Below are 12,819 nucleotides of genomic sequence, written 5' to 3' on the forward strand. Positions count from 1 at the left end.
TTTGCGTGACCGGGGAAGCCGTACTCAGTGGCGGAAGTGACGCATCCCGGTGAACACCATGGCGATGTCCGCTTCGTTGGCGGCGGCGATCACTTCGTCGTCACGCATCGAGCCGCCGGGCTGGATGACCGCGGTGATACCAGCGGCGGCGGCGTTGTCGAGGCCGTCACGGAAGGGGAAGAAGGCGTCGGAGGCCATCACCGAGCCGGCCACCTGGAGGCCGGCGTGCTCGGCCTTGATGCCGGCGATGCGCGCTGAGTTGACGCGGCTCATCTGGCCGGCGCCGACGCCCACGGTCTGGCGGTCGCGGGCATAGACGATGGCGTTGGACTTGACGAACTTGGCCACCTTCCAGGCGAACACCAGGTCATGCAGCTCGCGCTCGCTGGGCGCGCGGCGGGTCACCACCTTGAGCTCGTCGGCGCTGATCATGCCGGTATCCCGGCTCTGCACCAGCAGGCCGCCGTTGACGCGCTTGTAGTCCCAGCCCTCGCCGCTGCGTGCCGGCAGCTCGCCGCACTCGAGCAGGCGCACGTTGGCCTTGCTGGCGACTGCGTCACGCGCCGCGGCGGAGATCGCCGGGGCGATGATCACCTCGACGAACTGGCGTGCGACGATCGCCGCGGCGGTCTCGCCATCCAGCTCGCGGTTGAAGGCGATGATGCCGCCGAAGGCCGATTCGCTGTCGGTGGCGAAGGCCAGTTCGTAGGCCTTGCGGATGCCGCCCTCATCCTCTGGCACCACCGCCACGCCGCACGGATTGGCGTGCTTGACGATCACGCAGGCGGGCTTGGTGAACGACTTGACGCACTCCAGCGCGGCGTCGGTGTCGGCGACGTTGTTGAACGACAGCGCCTTGCCCTGGAGCTGGTTGGCGGTGGCGATACTGGCCTCCGGCTCGACCTGGCTCCGCTCGACATAGAAGGCCGCTTTCTGGTGCGGGTTCTCGCCGTAGCGCATGCCCTGCTTCTTGGTGAACTGCAGCGACAGAGTGCGCGGGAAGTCGGGCTCGCCGCTGCCCACCCGCTGGCCGAAGTAGTTGGCGATCGCAGCGTCGTAGGCGGCGGTATGCTCGAACGCCTTGATCGCCAGGTCGAAGCGGGTCGCCTGACTCACGGCGCCGTCATGGCTGGCCATGTCCTTGAGCACGCGGGCGTAGTCGTCGGCATCCACCACGATGGTGGTATGGGCATGGTTCTTGGCGCAGGCGCGGACCATGGTCGGCCCACCGATGTCGATGTTCTCGACCGCGTCGGCGAGGCTGCAGTCGGGGTTGGCGACGGTGCGCTCGAACGGATAGAGATTGACCACCACCAGGTCGATCGGCGCGATGTCGTGTTCGGCCATCACCGCATCGTCCTCGCCGCGACGGCCGAGGATGCCGCCGTGGATCTTGGGATGCAGCGTCTTGACGCGGCCATCCATGATCTCGGGGAAACCGGTATGCGCGGAGACTTCGGTCACCGCGATGGCGTTCTCCTGCAGCAGGCGGTAGGTGCCGCCGGTGGAGAGCAGCTCGACGCCGCGGCCGACGAGTTCGCGGGCGAAGTCGACGATGCCGGTCTTGTCGGACACGCTAAGCAGGGCGCGGCTGACGGGGCGGGAGGAGGATGCGGAGTTTTGAGACATGCCAATCCACTCTTGTCGGTCGGTCGAACGCGCGCTGGAGGGCTTGAGAGTCCGAGCGGCGGGCGTTCGGTGGTGCCCCGCATGGGCGAGGCGAGGGGGAGAATCAGATCAGGTCGTACTGCTTGAGCTTCTTGCGCAGGGTGCCTCGATTGAGGCCCAGCAGCTCGGCGGCGCGGGTCTGGTTACCTTCGACATGACGCATCACGACGTCGAGCAGCGGCGCCTCTACCTCGGCCAGTACCATGGTGTAGAGATGCGATACCGATTCACCCTCAAGGTGGGTGAAGTAGCGCTCCATCACCTGCTCGACGCACTCGCGCAGCGTGACTTGGGAGCTCTGCTCGGCCATATGAAGGGATTCGACCTCCAGCGGCGCATTGCCGTCGAGGTCCAGAGGCTGCCGACTGTTCATGCTGCGTGAATTCCGTTGTCGATCGCGGTGTCGCCACGAAAGAGTTCATGAAGAAAAGCGAACTGCTCCGCGCTCTGCTCGAGCCGGTTGAATCGCGCGCGATGCTCGCGCCGTGGGTCGCGGGCGGCGAGGTACCAGCCGATATGCTTGCGCGCTACGCGCACCCCGAGGTAATCACCGTAGTGGGCGTGCAGCGCGGCCAGATGCCGGCGCATGGTGCCCTCGACTTCCGCCAGGCTAGGTGGCGCATGCTCGCGACCTGTTCGCAGGTAGTGCTCGATCTCGCGAAACAGCCACGGGTTGCCCTGGGCGCCGCGGCCGATCATCACCGCGTCGGCGCCGGTATAGGCGAGCACCTCGGCGGCGCGCTGCGGCGTGGTGATATCGCCGTTGGCGAATACCGGGATCGATACCTGCTGCTTGATCGCGGCGATGGTGTCGTACTCGGCACTGCCGCTGTAGCGCTGCTCGCGGGTCCGCCCGTGGACTGTCAGGGCGGCGATGCCGGCGTTCTCGGCCAGGCGCGCGACATGCAGCGCATTGCGGCTCTGCTCGCACCAGCCGGTGCGGATCTTGAGCGTCACCGGAATCTCGACCGCGGCGACCACCGCGGCGAGAATCTCGCCGACCAGGCGCTCGTCGCGCAGCAGGGCCGAGCCGGCCGCCTTGTTGCACACCTTCTTTGCCGGGCAGCCCATGTTGATATCGATGATCTCGGCGCCGGCCTCGGCGTTCATGCGCGCGGCCTCGGCCAGCATCTGCGGGTCGCCGCCGGCGATCTGGACCGAACGCGGGCCGGGCTCGCCACGGTGAATCAGGCGTTGACGCGACTTGCGGGTGTGCCAGAGCCGGCTGTCCGAGGTCACCATTTCCGACACCACCAGACCTGCACCGAGCTCGCGACAGAGCTGGCGGAAGGGGCGATCGGTCACGCCGGCCATGGGCGCCAGAATGACCCGGTTGGGCAGTGTGTGGCGGCCGATGCGGGGCAACGCACGCTCGGGCTGCGCGGACACGGCTTCACGCATGGTTACAGAGGCTCGGGGAAAACGGGAAGCTATGATACCGGGCGCTCCGGCTTTGTTGAAGCGCTGTTTGGTCGCACGAACGCGGCGGAAAAGCGTCGGCGGCGGAGCCGGGGCACCGCCGCCGTGGCTCAGACGGTGGGGCTCAGGCGGCGGGACGCTCGCCGCTCAGCAGCACCCAGCCCTCTTTCTCCTGTGGCGGAGCCATGCGCAGGCCCTGGTCGCGATAGGCGTCGAGCACGCTTTCGGCCTGGGCGGCGAGGATGCCGGAGAGCGCCAGGCGCCCGCCGGGCGCGACGCGGCCGGCGATCTCGGCGGCGAGCTCGATCAGCGGGCCGGCGAGAATATTGGCCACGACCACCTCGAAGCGGCCCTGACCGAGGCGCTCGGGGTACTCCAGCAGCAGCCGGCTGTCATCGAGCTGGTTACGCTCGGCGTTGTCGCGGCTGGCCTGCAGTGCCTGGGGGTCGATATCCACGCCGACCGCGGTATCCGCACCCAGCTTGAGGGCGGCGATGGCGAGAATGCCCGAGCCGCAGCCGTAGTCGAGCACCTGGACGGCGTCGAGCGGCTGGGCGTCGAGCCAGCCTAGGCACAGCGCGGTGGTGGGGTGGGTGCCGGTGCCGAAGGCAAGCCCCGGGTCGAGCAGCAGATTGACCGCCTGCGGGTCCGGGGCGGCGTGCCAGCTGGGCACGATCCACAGCCGCTCACCCATACGCAGCGGCTCGAAGCCGTCCATCCACTCGCGCTCCCAGTCACGGTCGGCGAGCAGTTCATACTCGATCTGCGGCGCGGGGTCTTCCGGCGCCTGTTCGGCCCAGGCGCGCTGGACCCGCTCGATCATCGCCTCGACCCCCTCGAGATCGTCGTAGAGGCCGGTCAGGACCGTCTCCTGCCACAGCGGCGTGGTGCCGCGGTCGGGCTCGAAGACCGGGTCGTCGTGGGCATCCTGCAGGGTGATCGCGCTGGCACCCTCGGCCAGCAGCAGCTCCTCGAGCCATTCGGCCTGTTCGGGGGCGATATGCGCCTTGAGTTGTAGCCACGCCATGGCGGCGCTCCTTGATCTCGTCGGTGGGGGCGAACGCAGACGGGGCGGTCATCCCGAGGGGCTTGAGACAGATCCCCAGAGCATGACCGCCCCGTCGTGACGCGCCGCGAATCAGCTCAGGCCGAGCTTCTTCTCGAGGTAGTGGATGTTGACCCCACCCTTCTGGAAGGCGCTGTCACGCACCAGATCCTTCTGCAGGTCGGTATTGGTCTTGATCCCTTCCACCAGCAGCTCGTCGAGCGCATTGCGCATGCGCACCAGGGCGATCTCGCGATCCGCGCCCCAGGTGATCAGCTTGCCGATCAGCGAGTCGTAGTGGGGCGGCACGGTGTAGCCGGTATAGATGTGCGAGTCCATGCGTACGCCCAGGCCACCCGGCGGGTGGTAGAGGTCGATCTTGCCGGGCGAGGGCATGAAGGTGCGCGAGTCCTCGGCGTTGATGCGGCACTCGAAGGCGTGGCCGTTGAGCTGGACATCCTCCTGACGGATCGACAGCGGCAGGCCGCTGGCGATGCGCAGCTGCTCCTTGACGATATCCACCCCGGTGACCATCTCGGTGACCGGATGCTCGACCTGGACGCGCGTGTTCATCTCGATGAAGAAGAACTGGCCGTTCTCGTAGAGGAACTCGAAGGTGCCGGCGCCGCGGTAGTTGATCTCGATACAGGCGTCGGTACACGCCTTGAGCACCTGGGCGCGCGCTTCGGGGTCGAGATGCGGCGCGGGGGCCTCCTCCAGCACCTTCTGGTGGCGCCGCTGCAGCGAGCAGTCGCGATCATACAGATGGATGGCGTTGCCCTGGCCGTCGGCGATCACCTGGACTTCCACGTGGCGCGGGTTCTCCAGGAACTTCTCCATGTAGACGGTGCCATCGCCGAACGCCGCAGCCGCCTCGGCGCGGGTCACGCTGACCGCCTTGGCCACTTCATCGTCGTTGCGCACCACGCGCATGCCGCGGCCACCGCCGCCGGCCGCGGCCTTGATGATCACCGGGTAGCCGATACGCGCGGCGATCCGACGAATCTCTTCACCATCTTCCGGCAACGGGCCATCGGAGCCCGGCACGGTGGGGACGCCGGCCTCCTTCATGGCGTTGATCGCGCTGACCTTGTCGCCCATCAGGCGAATGGTCTCGGCGCGCGGGCCGACGAACACGAAGCCCGAGCGCTCGACCTGTTCGGCAAAATTGGCGTTCTCCGAGAGAAAGCCGTAGCCGGGGTGGATCGCGGTCGAGTCGGTGACTTCGGCGGCGCTGATCAGTGCCGGGATATTGAGATAGGACTGCGCCGATGACGCCGGGCCGATACAGACCGCTTCGTCCGCCAGTCGCACGTGCATCAGGTCGCGGTCGGCCTTGGAGTGGACCGCCACGGTCTTGATCCCCAGCTCCTTGCAGGCGCGCAGGACGCGCAGTGCAATCTCGCCTCGGTTGGCGATGAGTACCTTGTCCAACATGATGGTTTCGCCCGTGTCGCCTTAGTTGATGATGATCATCGGCTGGTCGAACTCGACCGGCTCGCCATCCTCGACCAGGATTGCCTCGACCACGCCGTCTTTGTCGGCTTCGATCTGGTTCATCATTTTCATCGCTTCGACGATGCACACGGTATCGCCTTTCTTGATGCTCTGACCGACTTCGACGAACGCCTTGGCACCCGGGGCCGGCGAACGGTAGAAGGTGCCGACCATCGGCGAGGTCACCGCATGGCCCAGCGGCTGGACCGGCGCCGGCTCGGCCGGGTCGGCGGCGGGTGCGCTCGGCTCGGCGGTGTGCTGCGGGGCGTAGTGCATCGACTGGGGCATCATCATCGGCTGCTGGGCAGCGCCGAAACCGTGGGGATGACGGCTGATGCGTACCGACTCTTCGCCTTCCTGGATCTCGATTTCGCTGATGTTGGACTCTTCGAGCAGTTCGATGAGTTTCTTGACTTTGCGGATATCCATGGTGATGTCTCGGCTCCGTGAGGGTGGAAGAAGTCTTGATGAATGTCTGTGGTGGCCAGCACGAGGCCACCGCGAAAAGGCTGTTTCCGCGCCGCCGGGGCGTTCAATCGCGCGCCAGCTGGGCCAGGGCCGCGTCCAGCGCCAGGCTGTAGCTGTCGGCACCGAAACCGGCGATGACGCCGCGCGCGACGTCGGTGAAGTAGGAGTGAGCGCGGAACGGCTCGCGCGCGTGCACGTTCGACAGGTGCAGCTCGATGAACGGAATGGCGACACCGGTGAGGGCGTCGCGCAGCGCCACGCTGGTATGCGTGAAGGCGGCCGGGTTGAGCAGGATGAAATCGATCCGCTCCTCGCGGGCGCGGTGAACGCGCTCGACCAGCTCGTGCTCGGCATTGGACTGCAGCCACTCGAGCTGGTGCCCGGCGGACAGCGCGCGCTGGGTCAGCGTCACGCGGATATCGTCGAGGGTCGTGGTCCCGTAGACCTCGGGCTCGCGGGTACCCAGCAGGTTGAGATTGGGGCCGTTGAGAACCAGTAGTCTAGCCATGCCTGTCCTTGCGCTGTTAACCCTGTCGTACTTCGCTGAGATGACGTCACTTTCATGCAAGATGGCAGCATGAGCGACTCATTTGCGCTGCTGCAGGAGTTTGCCGAAAAAAGCCCAGAGTGTCTAGCCTGGGACGCGAACGATGTTCGCTAACCGCCCGCCCTGGCCCGGGCGCGCTAGGCTCATCCATAGGGGGGATTACCCCGAGCCGGCAATGCGGGTCACCCCCGCGAGCGCGAGGAGATGAGCGCATCGAGGTGGTTGGCCAGCGCGACGGCGTCGATCTCGCCCTGGATGCGCGCGGCGCGTCTTTCGCCAGTGGCATCGAAAAACAGCAGTGCCGGCGGGCCGAATAGCCCGTAGTGCGACAGCAGCGCTCGGCTCGCCGCGCTATCGGCGCTGACATCGGCGCGGATCAGCTTAAACCCGGCCAGGCGCTCGGCCACCGCGGGGGCGGGGAATACCTGGTGCTCCATCACCTGACAGGCGATACACCAGTCGGCGCTGACATCGAGCATCACCGGGCGGCCGTCGCGCTGCGCCGCGTCCAGTGCCGCCTGTAGCTGGGCGTTATTGGTGACAGTCGTGAACTGCGCCGCCGCAGGGCTGCTCTGGGTGGGGCTCCCGACGCCGGGCGCGAGCGGGCGCAGCGGGTCGCCGCCGCCCTGGGCCGCCCCCCACGCCAACGCCACGCCCCACACCAGCAGCAGCCAGCCCGCCGCCTGACGCAGCCGCGGCCAGCCGGGCGGCGTGCGCAGATCGAGCGCGCCCAGGGCCAGCGCGCAGGCGAGCGCCAGCAGTGCCCACAGCAGCAGCGTCAGCGGCCCGGGCAGCAGCCGCGCCAGCAGCCAGATGGCCAGGCCCAGCAGCAGCACGCCGAACAGCGCCTTGACCCCGTTCATCCAGGCGCCGGCCCGCGGCAGCAGCCTGGCGCCGAAGGTACCCGCCACGACCAGCGGCAGCCCCATGCCCAGCCCCAGGGCGAGCAGGGCGAGGGCGCCGCCGAGGACATCGCCGGTGGTGGAGATGAAGACCAAGGCGCCGGCCAGAGGCGCCGAGACGCAGGGCGAGACCACCAGCACCGACAGCGCACCGGCGGCGGCCAGGCCCAGCGGACCGCTGCGCTGCAGGCGCTGCTGCCAGGCATCCGCACCTTGACGCAGGCGGCTCGGCAGACGCAGCTCGAAGGCGCCGAACAGCGCGGCGGCAAAGGCCGCGAAGAGCAGCGCCAGCGGGACCAGTACCCAGGCCGACTGTAGCCGCGCCTGCAGGTTGAGCGAGGCGCCGAACAGCCCCATCAGGGTGCCGAGCAGGGTGAAGGTGGCAGCCATGCCCGCGACATAGCTGAGCGAGAGCCCCAGAGCGCGCCGTCGCGAGGCGTTCTGACCGACGATGATGGCGGTCAGGATGGGCAGCATCGGCAGCACACAGGGGGTGAAGGTCAGGCCCACCCCGGCGAGAAAGAACAGCGCCAGGGTGCCCAGCCCCAACCCCTGACCGAGCAGCGTCTGGAAACGGGCGTCGGCGCTGAGTGGCAGCGCGCCGTCGCCGATGTCTTTGGCGGAGCCGCCCGGCTCGGCGGCGGGCTGGTTGGAGGCGGTGTGATTGGTCGGCTGGCCGGACGGTGCGATATCGCTGCCGGGTGTCTGGTCGGGGGCCGGATCGGCCTGGGGGCGTGCATTGGCCTGCGGTAGCGGATCGGCCTGAGGTAGTGGATCGGCCTGGGGCCGTTGATCGGTTCGAGATAGCGAATCGGCCCGAGACGGCGCAGCGAATAGCGCACGTGGATCGGCATCGCGATCGCCGTTGGCGGCCAGCGGTGAGGCCTGGGCGTCGTCGCTGGCATCGGTGAACGCCGCCGGGGCCCCGCCGGCGCGGGCCGTGAGGCGCCAGTGCTCCGGCGGATAGCAGAGGCCGGCATCGGCGCAGCCCTGGAAACTCAGTGTCAGTGCCAGTGGCGTATCGCTTGCCCGATCGGCACTCTTGGGCAGGGGCGCGCTCAGCACCACGGTGTCGCGAAAGATGTGCACCGGCCCCAGATAGGGGTCCTGCTTGAAGGTTCCCGGCGGCATCTTCAGCGGTGTCAGCGCCTCACCGTTGGCGTCCGCCAGAGCGAAGCGCTGACGATAGAGATAGTGGCCGGGGCGGGCGCGCAGGCCGACGTAGAGGCGCTCGGCGTCGTGCCAGGCGTAGGCGTGGAATGCCTCGGTCACCGGCAGGAACTCGGCCGTTTCGGCGCTGGCGAAGGGCGAGGTATCGCGGGGTGAGGAGAACGGGCTCTGGGCCTGCGCCAGCGATGTCAGCAGGCACAAAGTGATAATGAGCAAGCAGCGCGAAGAGAACGACATGCGTGACACGGAATCCTGATCGATTTGACGGAGCGCAGCGCCGCCGTGGGGTTACAGGCCGGCATGCAGGCCGCAGCCGTTGGAGCGCACAGGGCGGCAAAAGTGCCATGATCGAAGCCTCGGCAGTGGCTCGCTGGATCGTCTCGGTATGCAGCGAAAGGCGGGCTGCGCGCCGCCGGGAGCATGATAGGATAAGTGACGCACGTCTCCCAATGAACGTCTCTCGACGCCCTCAACTCCGTCAAGACAAGGATCGTCCATGGCTCTGTTCCGTAAGAAGGCGCCGCTGTCGCGCACCGAGGTCCTCGAAACCCCGCAGTACGGCTGGATCTGGAAACCGCTGGTGGCGCTGGTGGCGATCTATCTGCTGATCTGCATCGTGCTGGGCATCTGGTGGAGCTGGACGCCGTCACCAGTCGACCCGCGCCAGGCGGTGGCGCTGCAGCGTGGCGTACCGGAGAGTGCTGGTGACAATCAACAAGCGGCGATCAAGCCCGGCGAGGCGTTGCTGGCGACCAATATCGAACTGCTCGACGCCCTGCTCGACAAGCCTGGCGGCTATCTGCGCAACGATGTCATGCCGCCGGGCCTGTGGCTCGATAACATGCCCAACTGGGAGGCCGGGGTGACCCAGCAGGTGCAGGACTCGGTCGCCTTGCTCGGCAGCGCGCTCGCGGTTGGCCAGGCGCCGCTCAAGGCCGCCGACGAGGCGCTCGCCGGCGATCTCGACAGCTGGCGCTGGCCCGAGTCCGAGACGCTGCTGCGTGCGGCGCGCAACAATCTCGGTGAAGCCTTTTCGGCGCTCGACAACAGCGGTGCCGGTACGCCGACCCAGGACGCGGCAGCCTCGACGCCGGCCCAGGCTCCCAGCGCGCTCGACGCCGACACCCTGAAGGCCTGGCTGGCCCAGGTGCAGAGCCAGCTCGAGACCCAAACGCAGGCGCTGGCGGCCAGTGTCGGGCGCTCGCCGGGCGGCGGCCAGGCGGTCGAGAGCACCCCGTGGTTCCGTATCGACAACGTCTTCTTCAAGACCCGCGGTACTACCTGGGCGCTGCTGCAACTGGTGCAGGCGGCGCGCATCGACTACGCCGAGGCGATCGAGCAGGCCGGGCAGGGCGAGGCCTTCGATCAGCTGATCGCCGAGCTCAAGGCGTCCCAGGCGCGGGTGTGGAGCCCGGTGATCCTCAACGGCTCGGGTTTCGGCTTCTTCGCCAACCACTCGCTGATGATGGCCAACTACACCGTGCGGGCGGCGCAGTTGATCGGGCAGATTCGCAGCGCGCTATAAATCGCCGGGCCGCAGCGCACAAGTGCTGACGGATACCATTTCTGAAAACACGAGCGCCGCCCCTGGGGGCGGCGCTTGCGGTTGGGCAGGCCGCGATCGCGGCGCCCGGGGATGGCGCGACTTACTCGCTGGCGTAGGCGGCGACAGCCTTCTCGATCGCCTTGCGCGCGGCATCGGCGCCGTCCCAGGAGTCGATCTTGACCCATTTGCCCTTCTCGAGATCCTTGTAGTTCTCGAAGAAGTGGGCGATTTGCTGGCGCAGCAGCTCGGGCAGGTCGGTCACTTCGTGGACGTCGTCGTAGAGCGCGGTGAGTTTCTGGTGCGGTACGCAGACCAGCTTGGCATCTTCACCGGCTTCATCCGACATGTTGAGCACGCCCACCGGGCGGGCGCGAATCACGCTGCCGGGCTGTACCGGGTAGGGCGTGACCACCAGGGCGTCGAGCGGGTCGCCGTCGTCGGCCAGGGTGTGGGGAATGAAGCCGTAGTTGGCCGGATAGAACATCGGCGTGGCCATGAAGCGATCCACCACCAGGGCATCCATGTCCTTGTCGATTTCGTACTTGATCGGCGCGTGGTTGGCGGGAATCTCGATCGCCACGTACACGTCGTTGGGGAGATCCTTTCCGGCGGGAATCTTATCGAAACTCATCATCGAGTCCTTGCGGTTTGCAGGTTGAACACCAGCGGGCGAAAATCCCACGGATTATACGAATAGGCTAGGCCGATTACCAATCCGTCCCCGGCGCTTGCGTGTCGGGAAGCGGCGGCCGCCGTGACGGACCATCCGTGGGGAGAAGATCGTTGTCGAATAGCTCGTTGTCGCTGACCTACGGTCAGGCCTTCGTGGCGCCGGATCTGCACCGCCACCGCAGCTCGATGTCGGTGCAGATCCCTCAGGGCGAAGCGCTGCAGGCCAAGGGTGGCTGCGCGCTGATCAGCGACTCCACCTGGCGCAACTCGATCGCCAAGCAGGCTGGCGATCTCAGCGTGCGCGGCTTTCTCGCCGACTACTACTCCACCCCCGAGCACTGGGACGTCAAGACCTCGGCGACCCGGGTACTCCGGGCGCTCAACAGCTGGTGTTACAGCCAGAGCGGCTATATCGAGGGCGGCAGCTATATCTGCTCGCTGTCGGCGATGATCTTTCACCAGCGCCAGGCGCACCTGTTCCACATGGGTGATACCCTGGTGTATCGCATCCGCGGTGCCGAGTTCGAGCAGTTGACCCGCGACCACGTCACCGATCTCGGCGGCTATCGCTATCCCTCGCGGGCGCTGGGCATGGATGGCCATGTCGATATCGACTACTCGACCTTTACCCTCAAGCAGGGCGATCTGTTCCTGTTCATGACCCAGGCGGTGCGTGGCACCCTGGTGCCCTCCGAGTACGTACAGCTGATCCGTGCCGACGTCAGCGATCTCGATGCGGCCTGCGAGCGGCTGACCGCAGCGGCCAACCAGCGCGCCAGCGAGCGCGGCTACAACGCCAATCAGTTCTGCTTCCAGCTGGTGCGGGTCGACCGCCTGCCGGAGGCCGGGACGGAGGAGTCGCCAAGGCTGTTCCACCATCTGCCGGTGCCACCGGAGGTGAGCCCCGGGGACCGCCTCGACGGCCTGGAGATCGTCGCGGTGCTCTCGCGCACCCCACGCGCCCGGGTCTATCACGTGCGCGACGCGCGCAGCGGGCGCGAGATGGTGATGAAGGCGCCGAGCCCGGAGCTGTCGCCGCGCAACGTCTATCTCGAGCACTTCGGGCTGCAGCAGCGGGTGGTGGAGCGCATCAACTCGCCGTTCGTGGTCAAGGTGGTCGAGGCCGAGCGGCCGCGGCGCTATCTCTACTATCTGATGGCCTACGTCGAGGGGCTCTCGCTCAGCGAGTGGCTGCGACGGCATCCGCAGACGAGCCTGGCACAGCGCCTGGAGATCGCGCGCCAACTGGTCAAGGCGGTGCAGGCGCTGCATCGTCATGAGGTGCTGCATCAGCATCTGCACCCCGACAATATCCTGATCGATCGCCACGGCAACCTGGTGCTGACCGACTTCGGTGCCTGCCATCGGCGCGACAGTGATAGCCAGGGCGTGGCGCGGGAGCTGGCGCGCCAGGTGGGGCTGACCGAGCACAGCGCGCCCGAGTATGCCCTCGACACCGAGGTGGGGCGGCGCAGCGACCAGTACTCGCTGGCCTCCACCATCTACTGGATGCTGACCGGACACCTGCCCTATACCCAACTGCCCAATCATCTGCGCAGCCACACCGATCTGGAGCAGATGACCTACCGTCGCGCGCGCTTGAGCAACCCCGCCATCAGCGAGGATCTTGACGATGCCCTGCGGCGCTCGCTCGATCCGCTGCGCGCCCTGCGCTTCCGGCGCATTTCCGAGTTCGCCTATCGTCTGCGGCCCAAACCGCGCGCCCAGACCGACGACCGGCGCCCGCCGTGGCGCGAGCCGGCCAACGTCTGGCAGGCGATCGCCACGGTGCTGCTGCTGCTGCTGATCCTCTCCTGGTGGTTGAAATAGCTGTTGAAATAGCGACCGAAAACGCTTTTCACAACCGCTGGACGCCTCGACGACA

Annotated in this window: 11 protein-coding genes; 2 read left to right on the forward strand and 9 right to left on the reverse strand. The window is 67.3% G+C overall.

All coding sequences use genetic code 11. The annotated features are described in order from the left end of the window. Nucleotides 1-24 precede the first annotated feature (24 nt). From purH to dsbD, 8 genes are all read right to left on the reverse strand, one after another. On the reverse strand, nt 25-1,629 hold the full coding sequence (gene purH, locus QO259_RS05780) for a bifunctional phosphoribosylaminoimidazolecarboxamide formyltransferase/IMP cyclohydrolase (RefSeq protein ID WP_207034766.1): 1,605 nt from the start codon (nt 1,627-1,629) through the stop codon (nt 25-27). Nucleotides 1,630-1,732: 103 nt separating this feature from the next. Then, complete coding sequence (fis, locus tag QO259_RS05785) at nt 1,733-2,041, reverse strand: DNA-binding transcriptional regulator Fis (RefSeq protein ID WP_035469402.1); 309 nt, start codon at nt 2,039-2,041, stop codon at nt 1,733-1,735. After that, the gene (dusB, locus tag QO259_RS05790; RefSeq protein WP_285952149.1) at nt 2,038-3,069 is read right to left on the reverse strand and encodes a tRNA dihydrouridine synthase DusB; all 1,032 of its coding nucleotides are present in this window, start codon (nt 3,067-3,069) and stop codon (nt 2,038-2,040) included. Before dusB ends, fis begins: the two co-directional genes overlap by 4 nt. A 142-nt stretch (nt 3,070-3,211) precedes the next feature. Continuing rightward, entirely contained in the window at nt 3,212-4,114 is a 903-nt protein-coding gene (gene prmA, locus QO259_RS05795; protein ID WP_285952150.1) for a 50S ribosomal protein L11 methyltransferase, read from the reverse strand. A 111-nt stretch (nt 4,115-4,225) separates the two neighbouring features. Next, a complete protein-coding gene (gene accC, locus QO259_RS05800; protein WP_035469405.1) occupies nt 4,226-5,569 on the reverse strand; it encodes an acetyl-CoA carboxylase biotin carboxylase subunit in 1,344 nt (447 codons plus the stop codon). Between the two features lie 21 nt (nt 5,570-5,590). Further along, complete coding sequence (gene accB / locus QO259_RS05805) at nt 5,591-6,058, reverse strand: acetyl-CoA carboxylase biotin carboxyl carrier protein (protein ID WP_035469406.1); 468 nt, start codon at nt 6,056-6,058, stop codon at nt 5,591-5,593. Nucleotides 6,059-6,161: 103 nt separating this feature from the next. Then, the gene (aroQ, locus tag QO259_RS05810; RefSeq protein ID WP_207034758.1) at nt 6,162-6,605 is read right to left on the reverse strand and encodes a type II 3-dehydroquinate dehydratase; all 444 of its coding nucleotides are present in this window, start codon (nt 6,603-6,605) and stop codon (nt 6,162-6,164) included. Between the two features lie 221 nt (nt 6,606-6,826). Then, nucleotides 6,827-8,953 carry a protein-disulfide reductase DsbD gene (gene dsbD, locus QO259_RS05815; protein ID WP_285952151.1) on the reverse strand — a complete coding sequence of 709 codons (2,127 nt, stop codon included), beginning with the start codon at nt 8,951-8,953 and terminating at the stop codon, nt 6,827-6,829. A 259-nt stretch (nt 8,954-9,212) separates the two neighbouring features. On the opposite strand from dsbD, the gene QO259_RS05820 reads away from it, so the two are divergent. Beyond that, the gene (locus tag QO259_RS05820; RefSeq protein ID WP_285952152.1) at nt 9,213-10,241 is read left to right on the forward strand and encodes a DUF2333 family protein; all 1,029 of its coding nucleotides are present in this window, start codon (nt 9,213-9,215) and stop codon (nt 10,239-10,241) included. Nucleotides 10,242-10,362: 121 nt separating this feature from the next. On the opposite strand, the gene ppa is transcribed toward QO259_RS05820, so the two are convergent. After that, entirely contained in the window at nt 10,363-10,893 is a 531-nt protein-coding gene (gene ppa / locus QO259_RS05825) for an inorganic diphosphatase (RefSeq protein ID WP_035469412.1), read from the reverse strand. Between the two features lie 152 nt (nt 10,894-11,045). Between ppa and QO259_RS05830 the strand changes: the two genes are divergently transcribed. Next, a complete protein-coding gene (locus tag QO259_RS05830; RefSeq protein ID WP_285952153.1) occupies nt 11,046-12,764 on the forward strand; it encodes a bifunctional protein-serine/threonine kinase/phosphatase in 1,719 nt (572 codons plus the stop codon). Nucleotides 12,765-12,819 lie beyond the last annotated feature (55 nt).

Source organism: Salinicola sp. JS01 (assembly GCF_030284585.1).
Taxonomy (GTDB): Bacteria; Pseudomonadota; Gammaproteobacteria; order Pseudomonadales; family Halomonadaceae; genus Salinicola.

What these genes read in the sequence shown, in the direction of transcription:
- accB (WP_035469406.1), bottom strand. Translation starts at nt 6,058, where the DNA reads ATGGATATCCGCAAAGTCAAGAAACTCATCGAACTGCTCGAAGAGTCC.
- aroQ (WP_207034758.1), bottom strand. Translation starts at nt 6,605, where the DNA reads ATGGCTAGACTACTGGTTCTCAACGGCCCCAATCTCAACCTGCTGGGT.
- prmA (WP_285952150.1), bottom strand. Translation starts at nt 4,114, where the DNA reads ATGGCGTGGCTACAACTCAAGGCGCATATCGCCCCCGAACAGGCCGAA.
- accC (WP_035469405.1), bottom strand. Translation starts at nt 5,569, where the DNA reads ATGTTGGACAAGGTACTCATCGCCAACCGAGGCGAGATTGCACTGCGC.
- dsbD (WP_285952151.1), bottom strand. Translation starts at nt 8,953, where the DNA reads ATGTCGTTCTCTTCGCGCTGCTTGCTCATTATCACTTTGTGCCTGCTG.
- ppa (WP_035469412.1), bottom strand. Translation starts at nt 10,893, where the DNA reads ATGAGTTTCGATAAGATTCCCGCCGGAAAGGATCTCCCCAACGACGTG.
- QO259_RS05820 (WP_285952152.1), top strand. Translation starts at nt 9,213, where the DNA reads ATGGCTCTGTTCCGTAAGAAGGCGCCGCTGTCGCGCACCGAGGTCCTC.
- dusB (WP_285952149.1), bottom strand. Translation starts at nt 3,069, where the DNA reads ATGCGTGAAGCCGTGTCCGCGCAGCCCGAGCGTGCGTTGCCCCGCATC.
- purH (WP_207034766.1), bottom strand. Translation starts at nt 1,629, where the DNA reads ATGTCTCAAAACTCCGCATCCTCCTCCCGCCCCGTCAGCCGCGCCCTG.
- fis (WP_035469402.1), bottom strand. Translation starts at nt 2,041, where the DNA reads ATGAACAGTCGGCAGCCTCTGGACCTCGACGGCAATGCGCCGCTGGAG.